Annotated in this window: 5 protein-coding genes; 2 read left to right on the forward strand and 3 right to left on the reverse strand. The window is 67.5% G+C overall.

Annotation, left to right across the window (positions count from 1 at the left end):
* Positions 1-84 precede the first annotated feature (84 nt).
* Positions 85-681: a TetR family transcriptional regulator gene (locus tag ACIBI6_RS11610; RefSeq protein ID WP_396956020.1), complete on the forward strand. Its 597-nt coding sequence runs from the start codon at positions 85-87 to the stop codon at positions 679-681.
* Positions 682-778: 97 nt separating this feature from the next.
* Positions 779-2,035 carry a cytochrome P450 gene (locus ACIBI6_RS11615; protein WP_396956021.1) on the forward strand — a complete coding sequence of 419 codons (1,257 nt, stop codon included), beginning with the start codon at positions 779-781 and terminating at the stop codon, positions 2,033-2,035.
* Positions 2,036-2,133: 98 nt separating this feature from the next.
* Here ACIBI6_RS11615 and ACIBI6_RS11620 read toward each other — a convergent pair whose 3' ends face one another.
* The 3 genes from ACIBI6_RS11620 to ACIBI6_RS11630 all read right to left on the reverse strand — a co-directional run bounded on the left by ACIBI6_RS11620 (position 2,134) and on the right by ACIBI6_RS11630 (position 18,941).
* Positions 2,134-3,498 (reverse strand): wax ester/triacylglycerol synthase domain-containing protein, encoded by a 1,365-nt coding sequence (locus tag ACIBI6_RS11620; RefSeq protein ID WP_396956022.1) that lies wholly within the window; start codon positions 3,496-3,498, stop codon positions 2,134-2,136.
* Positions 3,499-3,919: 421 nt separating this feature from the next.
* Positions 3,920-4,852 carry an aldo/keto reductase gene (locus ACIBI6_RS11625; RefSeq protein ID WP_396956023.1) on the reverse strand — a complete coding sequence of 311 codons (933 nt, stop codon included), beginning with the start codon at positions 4,850-4,852 and terminating at the stop codon, positions 3,920-3,922.
* Between the two features lie 10 nt (positions 4,853-4,862).
* Entirely contained in the window at positions 4,863-18,941 is a 14,079-nt protein-coding gene (locus ACIBI6_RS11630) for an amino acid adenylation domain-containing protein (protein WP_396956025.1), read from the reverse strand.
* Positions 18,942-19,106 lie beyond the last annotated feature (165 nt).

A 19,106-nucleotide genomic window follows, 5' to 3' on the forward strand; every position in this document is an offset into this window, starting at 1 on the left:
CACGAGACGGCCGCTTGCACAATCCCCGTTCCCAATTTTGGGAACGCGACTTACGCTGCACTGTCGAGCTCAACCGGAGGGTCCATGTCTGATGAGTACGAGCCCGTTGGCCGCAAAAGGAATGCGGCCGCAACGCGACTCGCGATATTGGCGGCGGCGCAACAACTGTTCGCCGAACGCGGCTACGAGCGCGCCACGGTGCGTGAGATCGCGGCACGGGCCGGGGTGAATCAGGCGCTGCTGTTCCGGTACTTCGGCAATAAGGACGAACTGTTCCGCGCGTCGATAGCGGATCGGGGTCGGCGCGTGCTCGAAGAGGGACCTGCCGAGGCATTGCTCGGCCGCTTACTCGCACGTGCGCTCGAGCCGACCGACTCTGCGGCACAGGCACATTGGCTACAGGCCGCACTGCGCTCCAGCGGACATGACGAGGGTGCGGCCGCGGTGCGGCGAGAACTGGGCGACGAGTACGTGGGCGCACTTTCCGCACTCACCGATGGACCCGATGCCGAGTTGCGCGCCGATCTCCTGCTCGCCTGGTTGCTCGGCATCGGTTTGGTTCGCTCGGTGCACCGCCGAGATCCGTTGGCCAGCGCGGATCCAGCGGCGGTTGCCGAGCATGTGCTGCGCGCCGCGCAAGTGCTGCTGGAGCGGGCGGATGTGAATTTTCCACCGTCATAACGGGATTCACCCGTTGACGGGCCACCGCCTCGATCCCTACCATCGGTTGTAAGCACTCGCTTACATCAACCATCCGCCATCGCGGAAGGGAGTTCAGATGAGGGCAGCATCGCGCAGCGATTCCATGAGGGGTGGCAGCCGGGCGACGGGTGAGACCGTCGACCACGAGGTGCGCAGCTTCCCCTTCAGTACCCCTATACGCCTGGATATGGATCCGCTCTTCGCGCGGCTGCGCCAGGAAGAGCCGATCAGCCGCATACGACTCCCCTACGGCGGTGAGGGCTGGCTGGTCACCCGCTATGAGGACGTCAAACAGGTACTCGCCGACCCGAGATTCAGTCGGGCGGCCGCGGTCGAGCGCGAGGATATTCCGCGCACCACACCGGAACCCGCGCGCCGCGATTCGCTGCTGAGCATGGATCCACCGGAGCACACACGGCTACGCAAGCTCGTGGTCAAGGCGTTCACCGGCCGCCGAGTGCAGGCATTGCGCCCGCGCGCCCAGCAGATCGTGGACGAGCGGCTCGACGACATCGAGCGATTCGGCCCACCCGCGGATCTGGTGCAGCTGCTCGCGTTGCCGCTGCCGGTCACCGTGATCTGCGAAATGCTCGGTGTCCCACCGCAAGACCAGCACCGATTCCGAGATTTCTCCGATACGGTGCTATCCACCACCGCACACACCCGCGAACAGATCAGCGCCGCACGCGCGGGCCTGGAGGCATACCTCACCGAACTGGTGGCGCAGCGTCGCGAAGAGCCGACCGACGACCTGCTCGGCGCATTGGTCACCGCGCGCGACGAGGAGGACCAGCTCAGCGAGGCGGAGTTGGTCAACCTGGGTATCGGCTTGCTCATCGCTGGCCACGAGACCACGGCAAATCAGATCGCCAACTTCACCTATGTACTGCTGACCGAGCCCGAACACTGGAAATTGCTCTGCGGCAGACCGGAACTCGTCCCGAACGCGGTGGAAGAACTACTGCGTTACGTCCAATTGGGTTCGGGCGGTTCGTTTCCCAGAATCGCCACCGAGGACCTCGAGCTGGGTGGGGTCGATATCCGGTCCGGTGAGTCGGTATTCGTCAATACCCAAGCCGCCAACCGGGACGAGACGGTTTTCGACGACCCCGAAGACCTCGACCTGACCCGAGAACGCAACCCGCACGTGGCCTTCGGACACGGCGCGCACCACTGCCTCGGCGCGCAACTGGCCAGGGTGGAGCTGCAAATCGCGCTCGGATCACTGCTGCGACGGTTCCCGACCCTGCACCTCGCCGTACCGGAGGACGAGGTGCCGTGGAAGTCCGGCCTTCTGGTGCGCGGACCGAAGGCCCTGCCGGTGGCCTGGTAGGCACGTTCGTCTCCGACCAGGTCTTGTCTCGAAGTGGTAGGGCACCCAATCGGTGCGCGGGAACATCCCCAGGCGACAGCTGCCCGGGCTGCGAGTCGTTACTGCGACTGTCCGAGGGCGGCCGCGACTTCGTGGCACGACTCCCGCAGGAGGTCGCAGTAATCGTCCAGGTCGGGGACGATCGCCGGATCGCATGCCACGGATACGGTGAAGCTGTCGCCGGCGCCGACGAACGAATGTGCCAAACCGATTTCCGGATACACCGGCGGCAGCATGCCGGCGAAGCGAAATGGCTTGCCCGACAACGACCATGCGGCGGTCGGCTCGCACCTGATACTGGTCAGGATCGTGTGCGCGTGCGCAGGCGCGTCCGGATCGGCGGGCCCGAAAGTTCCGAATCGCGCCCGGTAGGTGCGGCTCGGCAGCAGGTCGATGAGTGCGAGACGGTTGAGTTCCCTGCGGCTCGACGCCGAGTGGCGGCGCGCCCGGAGCGTGGCGTCGATCGCCCGCGCACGAGCGGCGAGGTCGGGTTCCGCCGCTGCCAGGGCGACAGCATCGGCACCGACATGATTGACCCCCATTACCGGCGCGTCGGGAACCGCGACGGTCACCAATACCGCGAGATCGTCGGGACAGCTGCCATCCCGTTTTTCGAGATAGCGCTGCAATGCGTGCGATATCGCCGTCAGGCCGACCGACGTCACCGTAACCCCCTGCGCACGAACGAGGCTCAGCTCCAACGGGATCGTCCGCATGGCGCGTCCCGGCCCGATCCGGCGGTTGAGCCGGGTGGAGGAAACCGGTGGAACGTTCGGTCCGCTGTCGTCGTTTTCGCGGGCGATCCGGCGCATCTCACGTCGGACGCGGACATTGAAACGCAGCGCCTGCAACGGCCAGCGCAGCGCACCCGCCACGGCGGCGAGCGCGGGGCGCGGGCGCTGGGTGGCGGGACCTTGCCCCTCGATCCGCAACGGCACCGTGGCGAACAACGCCTCCGACAGCGATGTCATGGCCGGACCCGCCATCAGCGCATGACTGACATGCATCAGCACAACGGTGCCCACGCCACTCAGCGTCGCGAGACCGGTGACGTTCGGAAATACGTGGAGCTGCCAGGCCATGACCCGAGCGTCAAGCGGTTGCTCGAGAATGCGCCCGATCTCGTCCTGGCACTGTGCCCAATTCAGTTGTGCCGCAGCATGAGTGACGATGTGGGTGTCGACCGGACTGTCGTCGACCACCCAGAACGGGTGCCCGAGCCCGCCGGGCACCTCCTCGATCCGACGGCGCAGCGGTTCGAGCAGTTCGGTTCGTTCGCCGAAGTGGTCGGCGATATCGGCAGCGGTCAGCGGCGCTTCGCCGTTGTCGAATATCCACCACATCGGCCAGTCGGTGACCCGGCCGGAGCGGGCCAAGTAGTAATAGGCGGCGTCATTGGCCACCAGTTGTGCTTCGTACATCATGCTGCTCTCGTCGATCCGATTGCTGCACTATGCCATCGGTCAGTGGCCATCACGTCTGCCGGAATCGAAATCGGGTGTCGGCGCTCACGACCCAAGTCCCGGGTCTCCGGCCGATTCCCCGGTACCCGGCCGATTCCCCGAGGTCCCTCGCCGATTCCCCGAGGTCCCTCGCCGCCTCTCCGGGGTCCCTCGCCGCCTCTCCGGGGTCCCTCGCCGCCTCTCCGGGGTCCCTCGCCGGACTCCCCGGGTCCCCGGACCCATTCGCCGGGTTCCTGGCCGCGTCCCCGGGGCTCCGGCCGCGTCCCCGGGGCTCCGGCCGCGTCCCCGGGCTCCGGCCGCGTCCCCGGGCTCCGGCCGCGTCCCCGGGCTCCGGCCGCCTCCCGAGTGTCCCGTCCGCATTCGGCAGCGGACCCGGCGCTTCTCAGCTACGCGACACTTTCGGCAGCAGGGAGCGCCAACCCCGCCCGCCGCCCCCCGATGCCGGGGTGCTCACCGCGGACAGTGCGGCGAATTCATCGTCGGTAAGTGTGATGGTGGCCGCAGCGGTGTTCTCCTCGAGATGCGCCACGCTGGAGGTGCCGGGAATGGGCAGGATGACCGGCGAGCGGCGCAGCAGCCACGCGAGCGCGAGCTGGGACGGGCTGGCATCCTCGCGCACAAGGGAATCCAGCGGACCTCCCGGACGCGCGAGATCGCCGGTCGCCATGGGGAACCACGGGATGAAGGCGATGTTGTTCGCCTCGGCGTATTCGAGCACGTCCTCCGCACTGCGGTTGGTGAGGTTGTACTGGTTCTGGACCGAGGCGATATCGGCGATCTTGCGCGCCTTGTCGAGCTGAGCGACGGTCACCTCGGACAGGCCGATATGCCGGATCTTGCCCTCTTGCTGCAGCGACGCCAGCTCACCGAGCTGATCGGCGAGCGGCACCTGCGGGTCGATCCGGTGCAGCTGGAAGAGATCGATGCGGTCGACACCGAGATGACGCAGGCTCAATTCCAACTGCTGGCGCAGATATTCGGGGCGACCGATCGGCACCCACTCGCCGGGACGGGGCCGGGCCAGCCCGGCTTTGGTGGCGATGACCAGCTCGTCCGGGTACGGGTGCAGCGCCCGGCGGATGAGAGTTTCGCTGACGAACGGACCGTAGGAATCCGCGGTATCGATGAGGGTGATACCGAGCTCGACGGCACGACGCAGCACACGCACGGCCTCGTCCGGGTCCTTCGGGTCGCCCCACACACCGTCACCGGTCAGCTGCATCGCGCCGTAGCCCAGGCGCGTGACCGGTAGGTCACCACCGAGGGCGAAGGCGCCCGAGGCGGCGGCGGGACGGGACTGGGCTTCGGCGGTCATACTTTCCTCTCTACAGCTGAACGTCGCTCGGGGCGGGGAAGAAACCCGCATCGATGAAGGACCTGACATAGGCGTCCAGGGCCTCGGCATCGATGGGCGGGCAGTGAATACCGTACTGCGCCAACTCGAGTCGGGTATTGGTGTCCTCGACCGTGGCCGCGGCCCCGCCGTAGTTGCCGCTGACCAAGGCGGCACGCACCAGCGAATCGTCGCCGGTCGCGTCGCGCGCCGCCGCTTCCTCGGCCAGCTTGGTCGCGATCTCCTCGATCGATGCGATCTCGATCGGAATCCCGTTCCTGCGCAGGGATTCGAAGATATCGCCGATCGCCACCGGCAGGGTGTTCACCAGGTGATAGGCCGCGCCGACCGGCGGCTGATCCGCCAGCGCGACGATGGCGCCCACCACATAGTTCACCGGCACCAGCGACATGGTCGCGTCGCCGACATCCGGGGCGAGTCCGAGAATGGCGGCCGCCCGGATCATGTTCCAGAACGAGTCGTCGACGCTGTTCACCCCGAGCCGCGGATCACCGGACACAGTGCCGGGACGGTAGATGCTCACCGGAACACCGCGCTCGCCGGCCTGGCGGATCAGTTGTTCGGCCACCCATTTACTTGCCACATAACCGTTTCCGGATACCTCGCCCACAGGCACTCGAGCATCCTCACGGGCGACGAAATCCGGTGCGGGCGCATTCGGAATCACGGCGTTGACCGTGGAGACGAAGTGCACCGGTTTGATCCGACCGGTGGTCGCCAGCCGCAGCACCTCACGGGTGCCCGACACATTGGCGGCACGCAACCGCGCGTACGGCTCGATGTGATTGACGCGAGCTCCATTGTGGTAGATCGTGTCGATCTGCTCCGCGAGCCGGGCCCAGTCGGACTGGTCGAGTCCGAGTCCGGGTGCGGCCAGATCGCCTGCGACAGCGACGATCCGACCCTGATAGGCATCATCCCAGATCCGGTACAGCTGCATGGCGCCGCGAATTCGCTTGTAGGCGCGCTCGCTATCGTCGCCGCGCACCAGGCACCAGACCGTTGCCGCGGTACTGGACAGCAGTTCCCGGAGCAGATGCACGCCGACGAATCCGGTTGCGCCGGTGAGCAGTACGTCGCGCGGGGCCTCGACCCGAGCCGGTGCGAGACCCGCAGCGTCGATCTCCGGTTCGAGCACCGCGTCGGTGGTGATCGTCGCGGTGTCAGTGCCCGGGAGCACGGCCGCGGTCTCGTCCGGATTGTCGAGTCGAGTGGCCAAGCCGCGCACGGTAGGCGTGGTGAACAACGCCGCCATCGGCACGTCGATGCCGAGGCGGGTGGCCAGGGCCCGCTGCAAGGTGAAGGCGAGCAGCGAGGTACCGCCGAGATCGAAGAAATCGTCCTCGGCTCCGGCCCGAGCAATGCCGAGTACTTCGGCGAAAACCTCGGCTACGGCGCGCTCGGTGTCGGTCGCCGGTGCCACGAACTCGCGGGCGCGCAGGACCGGCCGCGGCAGCGCGGCCCGATCCAGTTTGCCGCTGCTGTTCACCGGGAAGGATTCGAGCACCATGATGGCCGAGGGCACCATATAGCCCGGAAGCACGTGCGCCAGCGATTCGCGCAGGACATCGGCATCGAGCTCGGTTACGGGCACCGCATAGGCGACCAGCTGATCGCCGGTCTCCGACTTCGCCACCACGACGACGGCCTGGGCGACGGACGGATCCGCCAGCAGCGCGGCCTCGATCTCCCCCAGTTCGACCCGATGGCCACGGATCTTCGCCTGGAAGTCCGTGCGCCCCAGATATTCCAGTACTCCGTCGGCACGGCGGCGCACCAGATCACCGGTCCGGTACATCCGGGCGCCGGTCGGGCCGTATGGGTCGGCGACGAACCGATCCGAGGTCAGGTCGGCACGGCCGAGGTAGCCACGCGCCAATTGGCTTCCCGCCAAATACAATTCGCCGACGACACCGGCGGGTACGAGATGCAGCCGGGAATCCAGGACGTAGGTGCGGGTATTCCACAGCGATACACCGATCGGCACCGTCAACCGGTCGTCGATCGACGCGGGCCGATATGTCACCGATACCGCCGCCTCGGTGGGGCCGTACAGGTTGTGCAGTCCGGCATCCGATAGCGCGGCGAAATCGGCGACAGTATTGGGCGGCAAGGCCTCACCGATGACGAAAACCGCACGCAGCGAGGCCAATTGCTCCACCACAGCAGCCGCCAGGAAGACCTGCAGTACCGATGGAACGAAATCGGTGACCGTCACCCGGTGGGTGGCGATCAGCTCGGCGATATAGCCCGGATCGCGCTGTCCGTGCGGTGCGGCGAGCACCAGCTGAGCGCCGACCCACAGCGGAGCGAAGTAGCCCCACAGCGATACGTCGAAGGTCGTCGCCGTCTTCTGCAGATAGACATCCTCGGGACCGAACCCGTACTCCGCCACCATCCATTCGATCTGGTTGGTGATCGCGCCGTGCGAGACCATGACGCCCTTGGGCCGACCGGTCGAGCCGGAGGTGAACAGCACATAAGCCGGATGCTCGGCGTGCAGCGGCGCACGCAGCTCGCCGAAATCGACCGGCTCACCGGAGTATTCCGACAACTCTAGAGTGTCGATATCGATGACGGGAACTCCCGTGACGGGTACCGAATTGCCGTCGGTCGTCAGCACGCAGATCGGCTCGGCCGTCGCCACCATGTACCCGATCCGGTCGGCCGGATGATCGAGATCGAGCGGCAGATACGCGCCGCCCGCGGTCAGCACCGCATACATCGCGACAACCAGCTGCGGTGAACGCGGTATCCCCAGCGCCACAACGGATTCGGGACCGACACCCTGTGCGATCAGGTGCCTGGCGAGGCGGTTGACACGCTGGTCGAATTCCCGATAGGTCCATGCGGTCTCGTCGTGCACGACGGCCACCGCATCCGGTGTGCTCGCCGCGGCACGGCGATAGCCGGTGAGCAGGTAATCCGCCGATACCGGATGCGCCGTGTCGGCCGCATCCGAGAGCAGCGCGGCGCGTTCGGTCGCCTCGGTCAGATCGACCTCGCCGACCACCACGCCGGGATCACCGGCGATGGCGGTGAGCAGGCGCGCGAACCGGTCCACGAAACCCTGCACGGTGGCGGGGTCGAACATATCGGCGGCGTAGGTGACCATGCCGCCGATACCCAGCGGCGTGCCCGCCTCGTCGTAGGCGTCACCGATATACCAGTGCAGATCGAACTGCGATACCTCGACGCCGACATCCAGGCTCGCGACCGTCAGCCCCGGCAGTTCCAGTGCGACGCGGTCCAGGTTCTGGAACGACAGCCCCACCTGGTACAGCGGATGCCGCGAGGGCGAGCGCACCGGGTTAAGCACAGTAACCAAGCGCTCGAATGGCACATCCGAGTTCGCGAACGCCTGCAGATCGGTCTCCCGCTGCCGTGCGAGCAGTTCGGTGAAACCCGCGCCGCCGTCGTATCGGGTTCGGAATACCAGGGTATTGATGAACATGCCGATGAGGTCGTCGAGCACGGCATCGCCACGCCCGGCCATCGGCGTACCGATGGCGATATCGTTCGTCCCGGACAACCGCGCCAGCAGCACAGCGAGTGCGGTATGCACGACCATGAACACTGTGGCGCCCTGCGCGCGCGCCAATTCGGCCAACGCGCTGTGGGTTTCGGCGTCGATCCGCACCGACACCTGACCACCGGCATAGGAGCGCACCAGCGGTCGCGGCCGATCCGAGGGCAGGTCGAGCTGGTCGGGCAATCCGGCCAGTTCCTGCTGCCAATACCCGATCTGCTTGGCCGCCAAAGACTCCGGATCGTCCTCGGCACCGAGCAGTTCGCGCTGCCAGATGCTGTAGTCGGCGTACTGCACCGGCAGCGGGGCCCAATTCGGCGCCTGTCCGGCGCTGCGCGCCACATACGCGGTCATCAGATCGCGGGCCAGCGGGCCGATCGACGAACCGTCGCCCGCGATGTGGTGCACGACCATCGCCAGCACATATTCGCGCCCGTTCGCGCCGTCGCCGAGGTCGAACAGGCTGACCCGGACCGGCACCTCGACGGTGAGATCGAAGGCGGTTCTGGCCAACGTGGCCACCGCATCCACGATTTCGGCCGGGTCGATGCGCTGCACCAGCATCGGCGGAATCGCCTGCGCCGGGGGCAAGATCACCTGCACCGGGCCCGCATCGATCGGCGGGTATACCGTGCGCAGAATCTCGTGACGGGTCACCAGATCCCCGATCGCCGCCCGCAGCGCCTGCGTATCGACGGCACCGCTCAGGCGCACCGCCATCGGCACGTTGTAGGCCAACGAGGAGGTATCCAGGCGGTTGAGGAACCACATGGCCTGCTGCGCCGCCGACAGCGGAATCCGCTCCGGCCGCGGACCGGCGATCAGCTCCGGACGGTCGCTTCCGGCCTCGTTCTCACTCAGCCGGGCCGCGAGCGCGGAAACTGTCGACGCCTCGAACAGCAGGCGTACCGGCACCCTGGTATCGGATGCGGCGCCCAGCCGCGCCGCCAGCCGGGTGGCGACCAGCGAATTGCCGCCCAATTCGAAGAAATCGTCGTCGGCGCCGACCGGTGTCGCGGGCGCGAGCAATTCGGTGAATACGCTCGCGACCAGCTCTTCCCAACGGCCGGACGGCGCACGGTATGCCCTGGTGTGCAGCACCGGCGCGGGCAGGGCGGCCCGGTCGAGTTTGCCGACCGGGGTCAGCGGAATCTCGTCGAGCACCATGACGGTGGTCGGCACCATATGCGCGGGCAGGCTGTTCGCGGCGAATGCGGTCAGCTCGTCGGCATCGGCCGCCGCACCGGCGGCGGCATGCACATAGGAAACGAGAATTGTTGCACCGCTGGCGATTTCGTGTCCGATGGTGACCGCGAAGTCGACTGTTTCGTGCGCCGCGAGCACGGCGTCGATTTCGCCGAGTTCGATGCGGAAGCCGCGGACCTTGACCTGGAAGTCGTTGCGGCCCAGATATTCCAGCGCACCGTCGACCGTTCGGCGGACCAAATCGCCGGTCCGGTACAGCCTGGCGCCGTCACGATCGAACGGATTGGCCACGAACCGGGCGGCGGTCAGCGCGGGGCGCTCATGGTAGCCGCGGGCCACCTGCGCACCGGTGATGTAGAGCTCCCCGACGGCGCGATCCGGCACCGGCGAGAGCCGCTCGTCGAGTACGTACTCGGTGATGGCGCGGATCGGTCCGCCGATGGTGACGGTCTCCCCCGGCACCAGCGGCGCGCTGATATTGGTCATGATCGTGGTCTCGGTCGGCCCGTACCCGTTGTAGAACTCACGGGTACGCCGCCCGGCGATCGGAATCGTCCAGCGCCGCACCAGCTCCGGTGGGCAGGCTTCGCCACCGGCGATGACGACGCGGAGCTTGTCCAGGCCCGCCGGGTCCACGGACGCCAGCGCGGCGGGCGTGATGAACGCATGCGTCACCCGCTCCCTGCGCAGCAGGGCAGCCAGCTCGTCGCCGCCGTAGACCGTCGGCGCGGCCACCACCATGGTCGCGGCGCCACCGATGGCCAACAGCAGTTCCAGCACCGACGCGTCGAACGACGGCGATGCGAAATGCAGTGTGCGCGAACTACTCGTCACCCGGTAACGCTCGCGCTGTTCCTCGCAGAAACTCGACAAACCGGCCTGCGTGACGACCACACCCTTGGGCTTACCGGTCGAGCCGGAGGTGTAGATGACATAGGCCGGATGTGCGGCGCGCAACGGCCGCAACCGATCCGCATCGGTCACCGGATCGGCACCGTAGTCGTCGAGCCGCCGATCGATATCGTCGGCATCGATGGTCAGCCACTGCACCTCATCGGGCAGGTCGCCGGCGATATCGGTGACCGTAAGTCCCAGCACCGCACGCGAATCCGCGATCATGTGCCGGACCCGCTCGGCGGGATAGTTGGGATCCACCGGAACGAATCCGGCACCGGTCTTTGCGATCGCCCACACCGCGAGCACGGACTCCGGCGAGCGCGGAATGCCGATCGCGACCAGATCCTCCGGGCCGATGCCACGGTCGATCAGCAGTCGAGCCAGCCTGCTCGAACGCTCGTCGAGGTCGACGTACTCCCATTCCGCCAGCTGTTCGGCGGCATCGGCGAAGATCACCGCGACGCCGTCCGGATTGGTGTCAACGGCATCGGCCAACAGCTGCGGCAGCAGCTCGAGCTGTGCGGCGGGGCCCGGTTCGGTGGTCCGCGCGGGGGCGGCCAGTGCCCGGTCCCGTTCGGCCTCGTCGAGGATGTCGATGGCACCGACGATTACCTGCGTATCGGCGGCGACCGCGGCGAGGATCCGCTCGAATCGGCGGCCCAGGCCCTGGATGGTGGCTTCCTCGAAAAGGTCTGTCGCGTAGGCGAAGCCGATGACCAGCTCGCCCGGCGTGCCATCATCGTGCCGGCGCGCTTCGACGATCACCTGCAGGTCGAATTTCGCGACTATCTCACCGGTATCGACGGCCGAGACGGTCAAGTCGGGCAATTCCAGTGTCGGCTGCTCGATGTTCTGGAACGACAGCATCACCTGGAACAGCGGGTTAGCCGAGACGGCCCGGGCGGGCAGTACCTCCTCGACCACCCGCTCGAACGGGATCTCCGCATTGGCGAAGGCGGACAGATCAGTCTCGCGGACCTGCTCGACGAACGCCGCGAACGGGGCATCGCGATCGACATCGGTGCGCAGGGTCAGCGTATTGACGAACATGCCGACCAAGTCGTCCAGTTCGGCCGAACCGCGACCCGCGATCGGCGTGCCGATCGCGATATCCGAGCCGCCGGACAGCCGCGCGAGCAGCGCGGCCAGCGCGGCATGTACGACCATGAACAGCGACGAATTGTGCTGGCGCGCAAGGTCGGCCAGGCTGGCGTGCACGTCTGCGGGCACGGCGAATTCGGTCGCCGCACCGTGCATCGATGCCTGCGCCGGACGTGGACGGTCCAGCGGCAGCCGCGCGCTTTCACTCACACCCGCCAGCTGTCGCCGCCAATACGCCAATTGCTGTGCGGCAATGGAATTCTCGTCGTCCTCGGTGCCGATGACCTCGCGCTGCCAGAGCGCGAAATCGGCGTACTGCACCGGCAGCGGAGCCCAACCCGGGGCGATCCCCGCGGTGCGCGCCAGGTAGGCGGTCGCCAGATCCCGTGCCAGCGGTGCCAGCGAGACGCCGTCCGCGGAAATGTGATGCGTGACAAGGACGAGTAGATGCTCGTCGCGGGCGGGGTCCGAGAACAGCCGGATGCGCACGGGCGGATGTTCGGTGACATCGAATCCGGCGGACAACAGTGCCGCGACCCGCTCCGGATCGGCGGTCGTTTCGACCTCCAGCCCGTTGGGCAGCGTTTCGGCCACCGACAGGATGTCCTGGCGCGGCGTCGCGTCCGGACCGTCGACCGGGAACCGCGTGCGCAGCGCCTCGTGCCGCTCCAGGACATCGGCGACGGCCGCGCGCAGTGCGGGTACGTCCAGATTGCCCGTGAGCCGGATGGCGAAGGGCAGGTTGTAGGAGGGAGACTCGGTATCGACCTGGTTGAGCACCCACATCCGATGCTGTGCCAGCGACAGCGGGATGCGCTCCGGGCGCACGGCCGGGGTCAAGGGCGGCCGATCCGCGTTCTCGGAATCCGGCACGATGCGCCCAGCCAGGTCGGCGACCACCGGTGCGTCGAACAGCGTGCGCACCGGCACCCGCGCGCCCAACGCCGCACTCAGCCGGGCCACGACCTGGGTGGCGACCAGTGAGTTGCCGCCCAGGACGAAGAAGTCGTCGTCGGCGCCCACCCGGTCCACACCGAGCACCTCGGCGAACACACCGGCGACGATCTCCTCGAGCGGGGTGGACGGCGCGCGGAATTCCCGGCCGGCCAGGGTCGGCCGTGGCAGCGCCTTGCGGTCCAGCTTGCCGCTGGTGTTGAGCGGGAACTCGGCCAGCTCCACGATCGTGGCCGGAACCATGTATTGGGGCAGCGTGCCCGCCAGCGCGGCACGCAGCGGCTCCACCTCGAGGTGTGCGCCGGGCGCCGGGACCGCGTAGGCCACCAGCTGGTCGCCGAGTTCGGTGGGCACCACCAGGACGGCCGCCTGGCTCACCGACGGCTGCGCCAGCAGCGCCGCCTCGATATCGCCGAGTTCGATGCGCTGTCCGCGCAGTTTTACCTGGAAGTCGGTGCGGCCCAGGTACTTCAGGACACTCGGCGCGCTCCAGGCCACCAGGTCCCCGGTCCGGTACATCCGCTCGCCCGTTCCGAACGGGTTGGCCACGAACCGATCCGCGGTCAGATCCGCGCGTCCGAGATAGCTGCGGGCCAGCTGATCACCGGCGAGGTAGAGCTCACCGGTGACCCCGGCGGGCACCGGCCGCAGGCGCGAATCCAGCACATACAGGCGGCTGTTCCAGACCGGCGATCCGATCGGCAGGCCGCCCTGGTCGTCGACGGTCGCGAGCCAGGTGGTGACGGCGACCGCGGTCTCGGTCGGTCCGTACACGTTGAGCACCGACGCCTCGCAGACCGCGCGCACCGCGGCCACGGTCTCCGCGGGCAGCAGCTCGCCGCCGACGATGATGTGCCGCAGCGTGGGGATCGCACCGGCGGGCGTATGGGCGGCGAACACCGCGAGCATCGACGGCACGAAGTCGGTGACGGTAACCTGCTGCGCCGCAATGGTTTCGGCGATATACGTGGCGTCGCGATGGCCGTCGGGTGTGGCCATCAGCAGCTTGGCGCCGAGCCGCAGCGGAATGAAGTAGCCCCACATCGAGGCGTCGAAGGTGAAGGCGGCCTTCTGCAGGTACACATCGTCGGCATGCAGCGGATATCGGGACTGCATCCAGGCCAGATGGTTGCCGATCGCCCGGTGCGAGACCGCGACGCCCTTGGGCCGTCCGGTGGAGCCGGAGGTGAACAGCACATACGCCAGGCTCTCCGGGCGCACCGGCCGCAGCAGCTCCCCGGCCGCCAGCGGGGTACTGGCGAATCCGTCCAAATCCGCGGTGTCGATGTGCAGCAACGGAATTCCATCCGGCACCGGCACGGCGTCCGCGGTCGTGGTGAGCACGCACACCGGCCGCGCCGCCGTCAGCACGTGCTCGACGCGCTCGGCCGGATGATCCGGGTCCACGGGCACGTACGCACCACCCGCGGTGAGGACCGCGTACATGCCGATGACCAGATCCAGCGAGCGCCGGACCGCGAGGCCGACCAGCGATTCCGCGCCGACACCCTGCGAGATCAGCAGGCGGGCAAGGCGATTCACCTTCTCGTCGAGTTCCCCGTAGGTGAGCTCGGCGCCTTCATAGGCCACCGCGACTCGATCCGGATGCGCTTGAACCGCTCGGCGGTAGCCGTCCAGCAGCAGCTCCGGTTCGACCGGATGCCGGGTGTCGTTCCAGTCCAGCAGGACGCGATCCCGCTCGGCCTCGGACAACATGATGTCGATATCGCCGACCCGTACCGCGGGATCGCCGAGCAGTGCCTCCAATACCCGGGTCAGCCGGGCGGCAAGGGATTCCACCTCATCGGCACGGAACTGTTCGCCCTGATACTTGTACGTCAGCTCGAGCGTCGCGGTCGCGGTCACCAGTAGCGTCAACGGATAGTGCGTATCGTCGCTGGTGCCGACGCCGGTCACCGACATGCCGTCGATGGAACTGGCGGCAGTGATGGCGTCCCGGTCGATCGGGTAGGACTCGAAGACCAGCAGGGTGTCGAATTGTGCTCCGGCACCGGCGATCCGCTGAATATCGGCCAGACCCAGGTAGTGGTGGTCGAGCAGCGCGGCCTGCTCGCGCTGCAGCGACTGCAAGAACTCGCCGATCGCCAGCCCGCCGTCGATCCGCACGCGCACCGGCAGCGTATTGATGAACAAGCCCACCATCGACTCGACGCCGGGCAACTCGGCCGGACGGCCGGACACCGTGGTGCCGAACACCACATCGCCGCGACCGGTGAGCCGTCCGAGCAGGATGCCGAGGGCCGCCTGCACCAGGGTGTTCACGGTGACGCCGAGTTCAGCGGCCCGCTCGGTGATCCGGCGGGTGCGGTCGGCGTCGATCTCGGTGACCACCCTGCCGATACCTCGGCCTTCGGCCGCGCGCGGTTGGGACGCAAGCTGGGTCGGCTCGTCCACACCGGACAGCGCCTGCGCCCATGCCCGCTCCGAATCCGCCTGATCACGGCCCGCCAGCCAGCTCAAGAAGGTGCGGTAGGAAGGCACCCGCGGCAGCGCGGACCGATCGCCCCGAGTCGCGTAGAGCACCAGTACATCTCGCATCAGCAACGGCATCGACCAGCCGTCGAGCAGGATGTGGTGGGAGGTGACCACCAGGTGCCACTGCTGTTGTTCGGTGCGGTACAAGGCAAACCGAATCAGCGGCGCCACCGACATGTCGAAGCGGGATTCGCGATCCAGCGCGACCTGCCGTTTCAATTCCGCCAACCGCTCGGACTCGGGCAGCTGCGTCAGATCCACCGAACGCCATGGCATTTCGACCCGGTCCAGGACCACCTGCACGGCGTGGCCGCCGGCACCGGCAACGAACGCGGTCCGCAAGTTCGGGTAGCGGTCCAGAATGGCCTGAGCCGCTGCCCGCAGTCGCTCGACCTCCACGTCGCCACTCAAGTCCACGACAGTTTGGGTGGTGTAGACATCGACGCTCGACTCGGTGAGCAGGGCGTGAAACAGCAGCCCGGACTGCAATGGCGCGAGCGGCCACACATCCGACAGTGCCGGGTAATTCCGTTCCCACACTTCGATATCCGACTGGCCGACCGTGACCAACGGCAGATCCGAGGGCGTCAGGCCACCGGCATCCGGATGCCGCGCGTGCTCGGCCAGCGCGTGCAACGCCGCGACCCACAGGTCGGCGAACTCCTGTGCCTTTTCCCGGGGCAACAGCCCGCGCGGGAAGGCGAACGACGCACCCAGCTGCGGTCCGTCCGCGCCGTCGGTGACAATCGCGTTGATGTCGATCACGCCGTTCGCGGGCATATCCGGATCCATCTCGGCATCCAGCTGCCCCAGATCCCCGACCGGCACCCACCCCAAGGCGCCGAGCTGCGCCGGGATCTCTCCCGTCGACACTCGACCCAAGTAGTTGAAGCTGATCTGGGGTGCACCGCCCAGTTCGGCGGCGGTCTCCGGGTTCAGATAGCGCAGCAGGCCGTAGCCCAGGCCCTTGTCCGGGACCGCGAGCAGCTGCTCCTTCACCGATTTCACGATGTCGCCCAAGGCTTTTCCGCCCGCGAACGCCTCGGCGATATCGGCGCCCGCGAGATCGAGCCGAACCGGGAAGGCGCTGGTGAACCAACCGACCGTCCGCGACAGATCCGCACCGGGAACGAGCCCCTCTTCGCGGCCGTGGCCTTCCAGCTTGACCAGCGCGGTACCGCCGGCACCTTCGCCACGCCACTTGCTCACCGCCAGCGCCAGCGCCGTGAGCAGGCCGTCGTTGACACCACCGCGATACCGGCCCGGGATCGCGGTCAGCAGCGCATCGGTCACCTCGGCAGGCACCGTCACCTCGACGCGATCGACGGTGCCGAAGGTGTCCACCGCGGGATCGAATGCGCGCGCTCCGAACAGCGGGTCTTCGGTACCCGAAACCTGTTGCCAGAACGGCAGTTCCGCGACCCGCACCGGATCCTGCGCCGCGTCGCGCAGGGCGTGCGCCCAGCGCCGCATCGAGGTTCCGTTGGCGGGCAGCGTCACCGGCTGCCCCGCCGCCAGCTGCGACCAGGCCATCGCCAGATCCGGAATCAGAATCCGCCAGGACACTCCGTCGACCACGATGTGGTGCGCGACAACCAGCAAGACATCACGACGGCGACCGCCCTGCGGGAAAGCGAACCAGACGAACTGCACCATCACCGCATTCGCCGGATCGAGTCGGCCAAGCGCCGCGTCATACTCGACGCTCGCGCGCCGCGACAACTCCGCATCGTCGATATCGGCGGGCACCTCGACCCGATGCACCAGCGCGTCGACGTCGACCGCGCCGGTCTCCAGGACCTCGAAGGTCCGGACGTTGTCCGAGGTGGCTTCACGCAACCGAGCGCGCAGCATGTCGTGGTGGTCGAAGACCGCGCCGATGGTCGCGACCAGGGTCTCCCGGTCGATACCGTCGGGCAGCCGCAGCGCCATCGTCTGCGAGAACCGCTGATAGGACGAGTCGCTGGGCAGCATCGCCGCCATGATCGGCAGCAACGGCAGTTCGCCCACCCCGCCACCGGGCAGTTCTGCCAGCCGCTGCTGCTCCACCGCATCGGCCGAGGTGGCGATCTCGGCCAAGGCCGCGACCGTGCGATGTTCGAAAACCTCCGCGGCGGTGAAGACGACACCGCGCGCCTTGGCCCGCGAGACCAGCTGGATCGACAGGATCGAATCGCCACCCAATGCGAAGAACGAGTCGTCGCGACCGATGCGCTCGACCCCGAGCAATTCGGCGAATACCTGGGCGATGATCTCCTCGACCGGCGTCTCCGCCGCGCGGAACTCACGGGGCGCGAAGACCGGCTCGGGCAGTGCCGCGCGGTCGAGCTTGCCAACCGGTGTCAGCGGGATCTCGTCCAGCACCACGAAGGCGGCCGGAATCATATATGCGGGCAGCGACTCGCCGAGGAATTCGCCGAGCCCCTCGGTGTCCACGTCGGCCCCCGCCGTCGGTAGCACATAGGCAACCAGCGCGGTCGCCCCCGACGGCAGCGTCTTGCCGAGGGTTGCCGCGAAGTCGATATCCGGGTGACCGGTGAGCGCGTTGTCGATCTCGCCGAGTTCGATGCGGAAGCCGCGAATCTTCACCTGGAAGTCGGAGCGACCCAGGTACTCGATGACGCCGCCCTCTTCGGTGCGCCGCACCAGATCTCCGGTGCGGTACAGCCGCGCGCCCGGCGTGCCGATATCGGCACCGAAGGGGCTGGCCACGAAGCGCTCCGCGGACAGGCCAGGCCGCCCGAGATATCCCTGTGCCAAAGCGGGACCCGACAGATACAGTTCGCCGATCACCCCGGCGGGCACCGGGCGCAATCGTGCATCCAGGACGAACGCACCGATGCCCGCGATGGCCGAGCCGATCGTGATGGGCTCGCCCGGCGCCAGCGGTGGGGTACTGGTGGCGAGAATCGTCGCCTCGGTGGGCCCGTAGCCGTTGTGGAACGCACGTTCGCCCGCCCAGCGGCCGACCAGCTCCGGCCCGAACTTGTCACCGGCCACCACGACGACCCGCAGCTCGTGCAGACCGTCCGGATCCACCGATTCCAGGGCGGCTGGGGTGATGAGCATGTGGGTGACGCGCTCGCGTCGCAGCAGATCCGAGAGTTCGGTCCCACCGAATACCGATGGCGGCGCGATCACCAATGTCGCACCGGAGGAAAACGCCAGTAGGAGCTCGAGCACCGAAACGTCGAAGTTGGGCGAGCAGACGTGCAGGACCCGCGACTCCCCGGTCACCGCATACTGTTCGCGCTGCGCGGCAACCAGGCCGGCCAGGCCGCCGTGCGAGACCACGACTCCCTTGGGCCGTCCGGTCGAGCCCGAGGTGTAGATAACGTAGGCGGGGTGGCGCTCGTCGAGCCGACGGACCCGGTCGGCGTAGGAGATCGGATGGGCCGGGCGTTCGGCGATGCGCCCGGCGTGTACCGGGTCGTCGAGTTCGATCCAGTCCACAGTCGCGCCGAGCACCGGCCGATATGCCGTAGTGGTAAGCCCTAGGACGGCACCGGAATCGGAGAGGATGTGCGCGATCCGGTCCGACGGGTATCCGGGATCCACGGGCACGTACGCGGCGCCGGTCTTCGCGATCGCCCACACCGCCAGCACGGATTCGATGCTGCGCGCGATACCGATCGCCACCACATCGCCCGCGCCAACGCCGTGTTCGATGAGTTCGCGCGCCAAGCGCGAGGACAACTCGTCGAGTTCGCGATAGGTCAGCTGTTTATCATCGGACGGATCGCCCGAAGGGTTGAACCGGATGGCGACGGCGTCGGCGGCGGACTCCACAGCGGCGGCGAGCAAATTCCCGAACAGCAGACCGACTCGGCGACGACTACCGCGTGCGGAACGACGATCCCTTGCCATTTCCGGTATTACACCTCTCACCTATTGCGCGCCTAAAGACCGCACCCGCATAATGGAACGCACATACTTCACTAACGAACCGCTCTACTGCCGCGAGTCAAGCGTTCGAGTTTACAAGAGCGAACTCGTCCCATATCCCCATGCGCGGGAATCTGTTACGACATT

It is taken from the genome of Nocardia sp. NPDC050412 (genome assembly GCF_044458825.1).
Taxonomy (GTDB): domain Bacteria; phylum Actinomycetota; class Actinomycetes; order Mycobacteriales; family Mycobacteriaceae; genus Nocardia.

Excerpts from the sequence above, each read along its gene's own strand:
- ACIBI6_RS11610 (WP_396956020.1), top strand. The coding sequence starts at position 85 with ATGTCTGATGAGTACGAGCCCGTTGGCCGCAAAAGGAATGCGGCCGCA.
- ACIBI6_RS11615 (WP_396956021.1), top strand. The coding sequence starts at position 779 with ATGAGGGCAGCATCGCGCAGCGATTCCATGAGGGGTGGCAGCCGGGCG.
- ACIBI6_RS11620 (WP_396956022.1), bottom strand. The coding sequence starts at position 3,498 with ATGATGTACGAAGCACAACTGGTGGCCAATGACGCCGCCTATTACTAC.
- ACIBI6_RS11625 (WP_396956023.1), bottom strand. The coding sequence starts at position 4,852 with ATGACCGCCGAAGCCCAGTCCCGTCCCGCCGCCGCCTCGGGCGCCTTC.
- ACIBI6_RS11630 (WP_396956025.1), bottom strand. The coding sequence starts at position 18,941 with ATGGCAAGGGATCGTCGTTCCGCACGCGGTAGTCGTCGCCGAGTCGGT.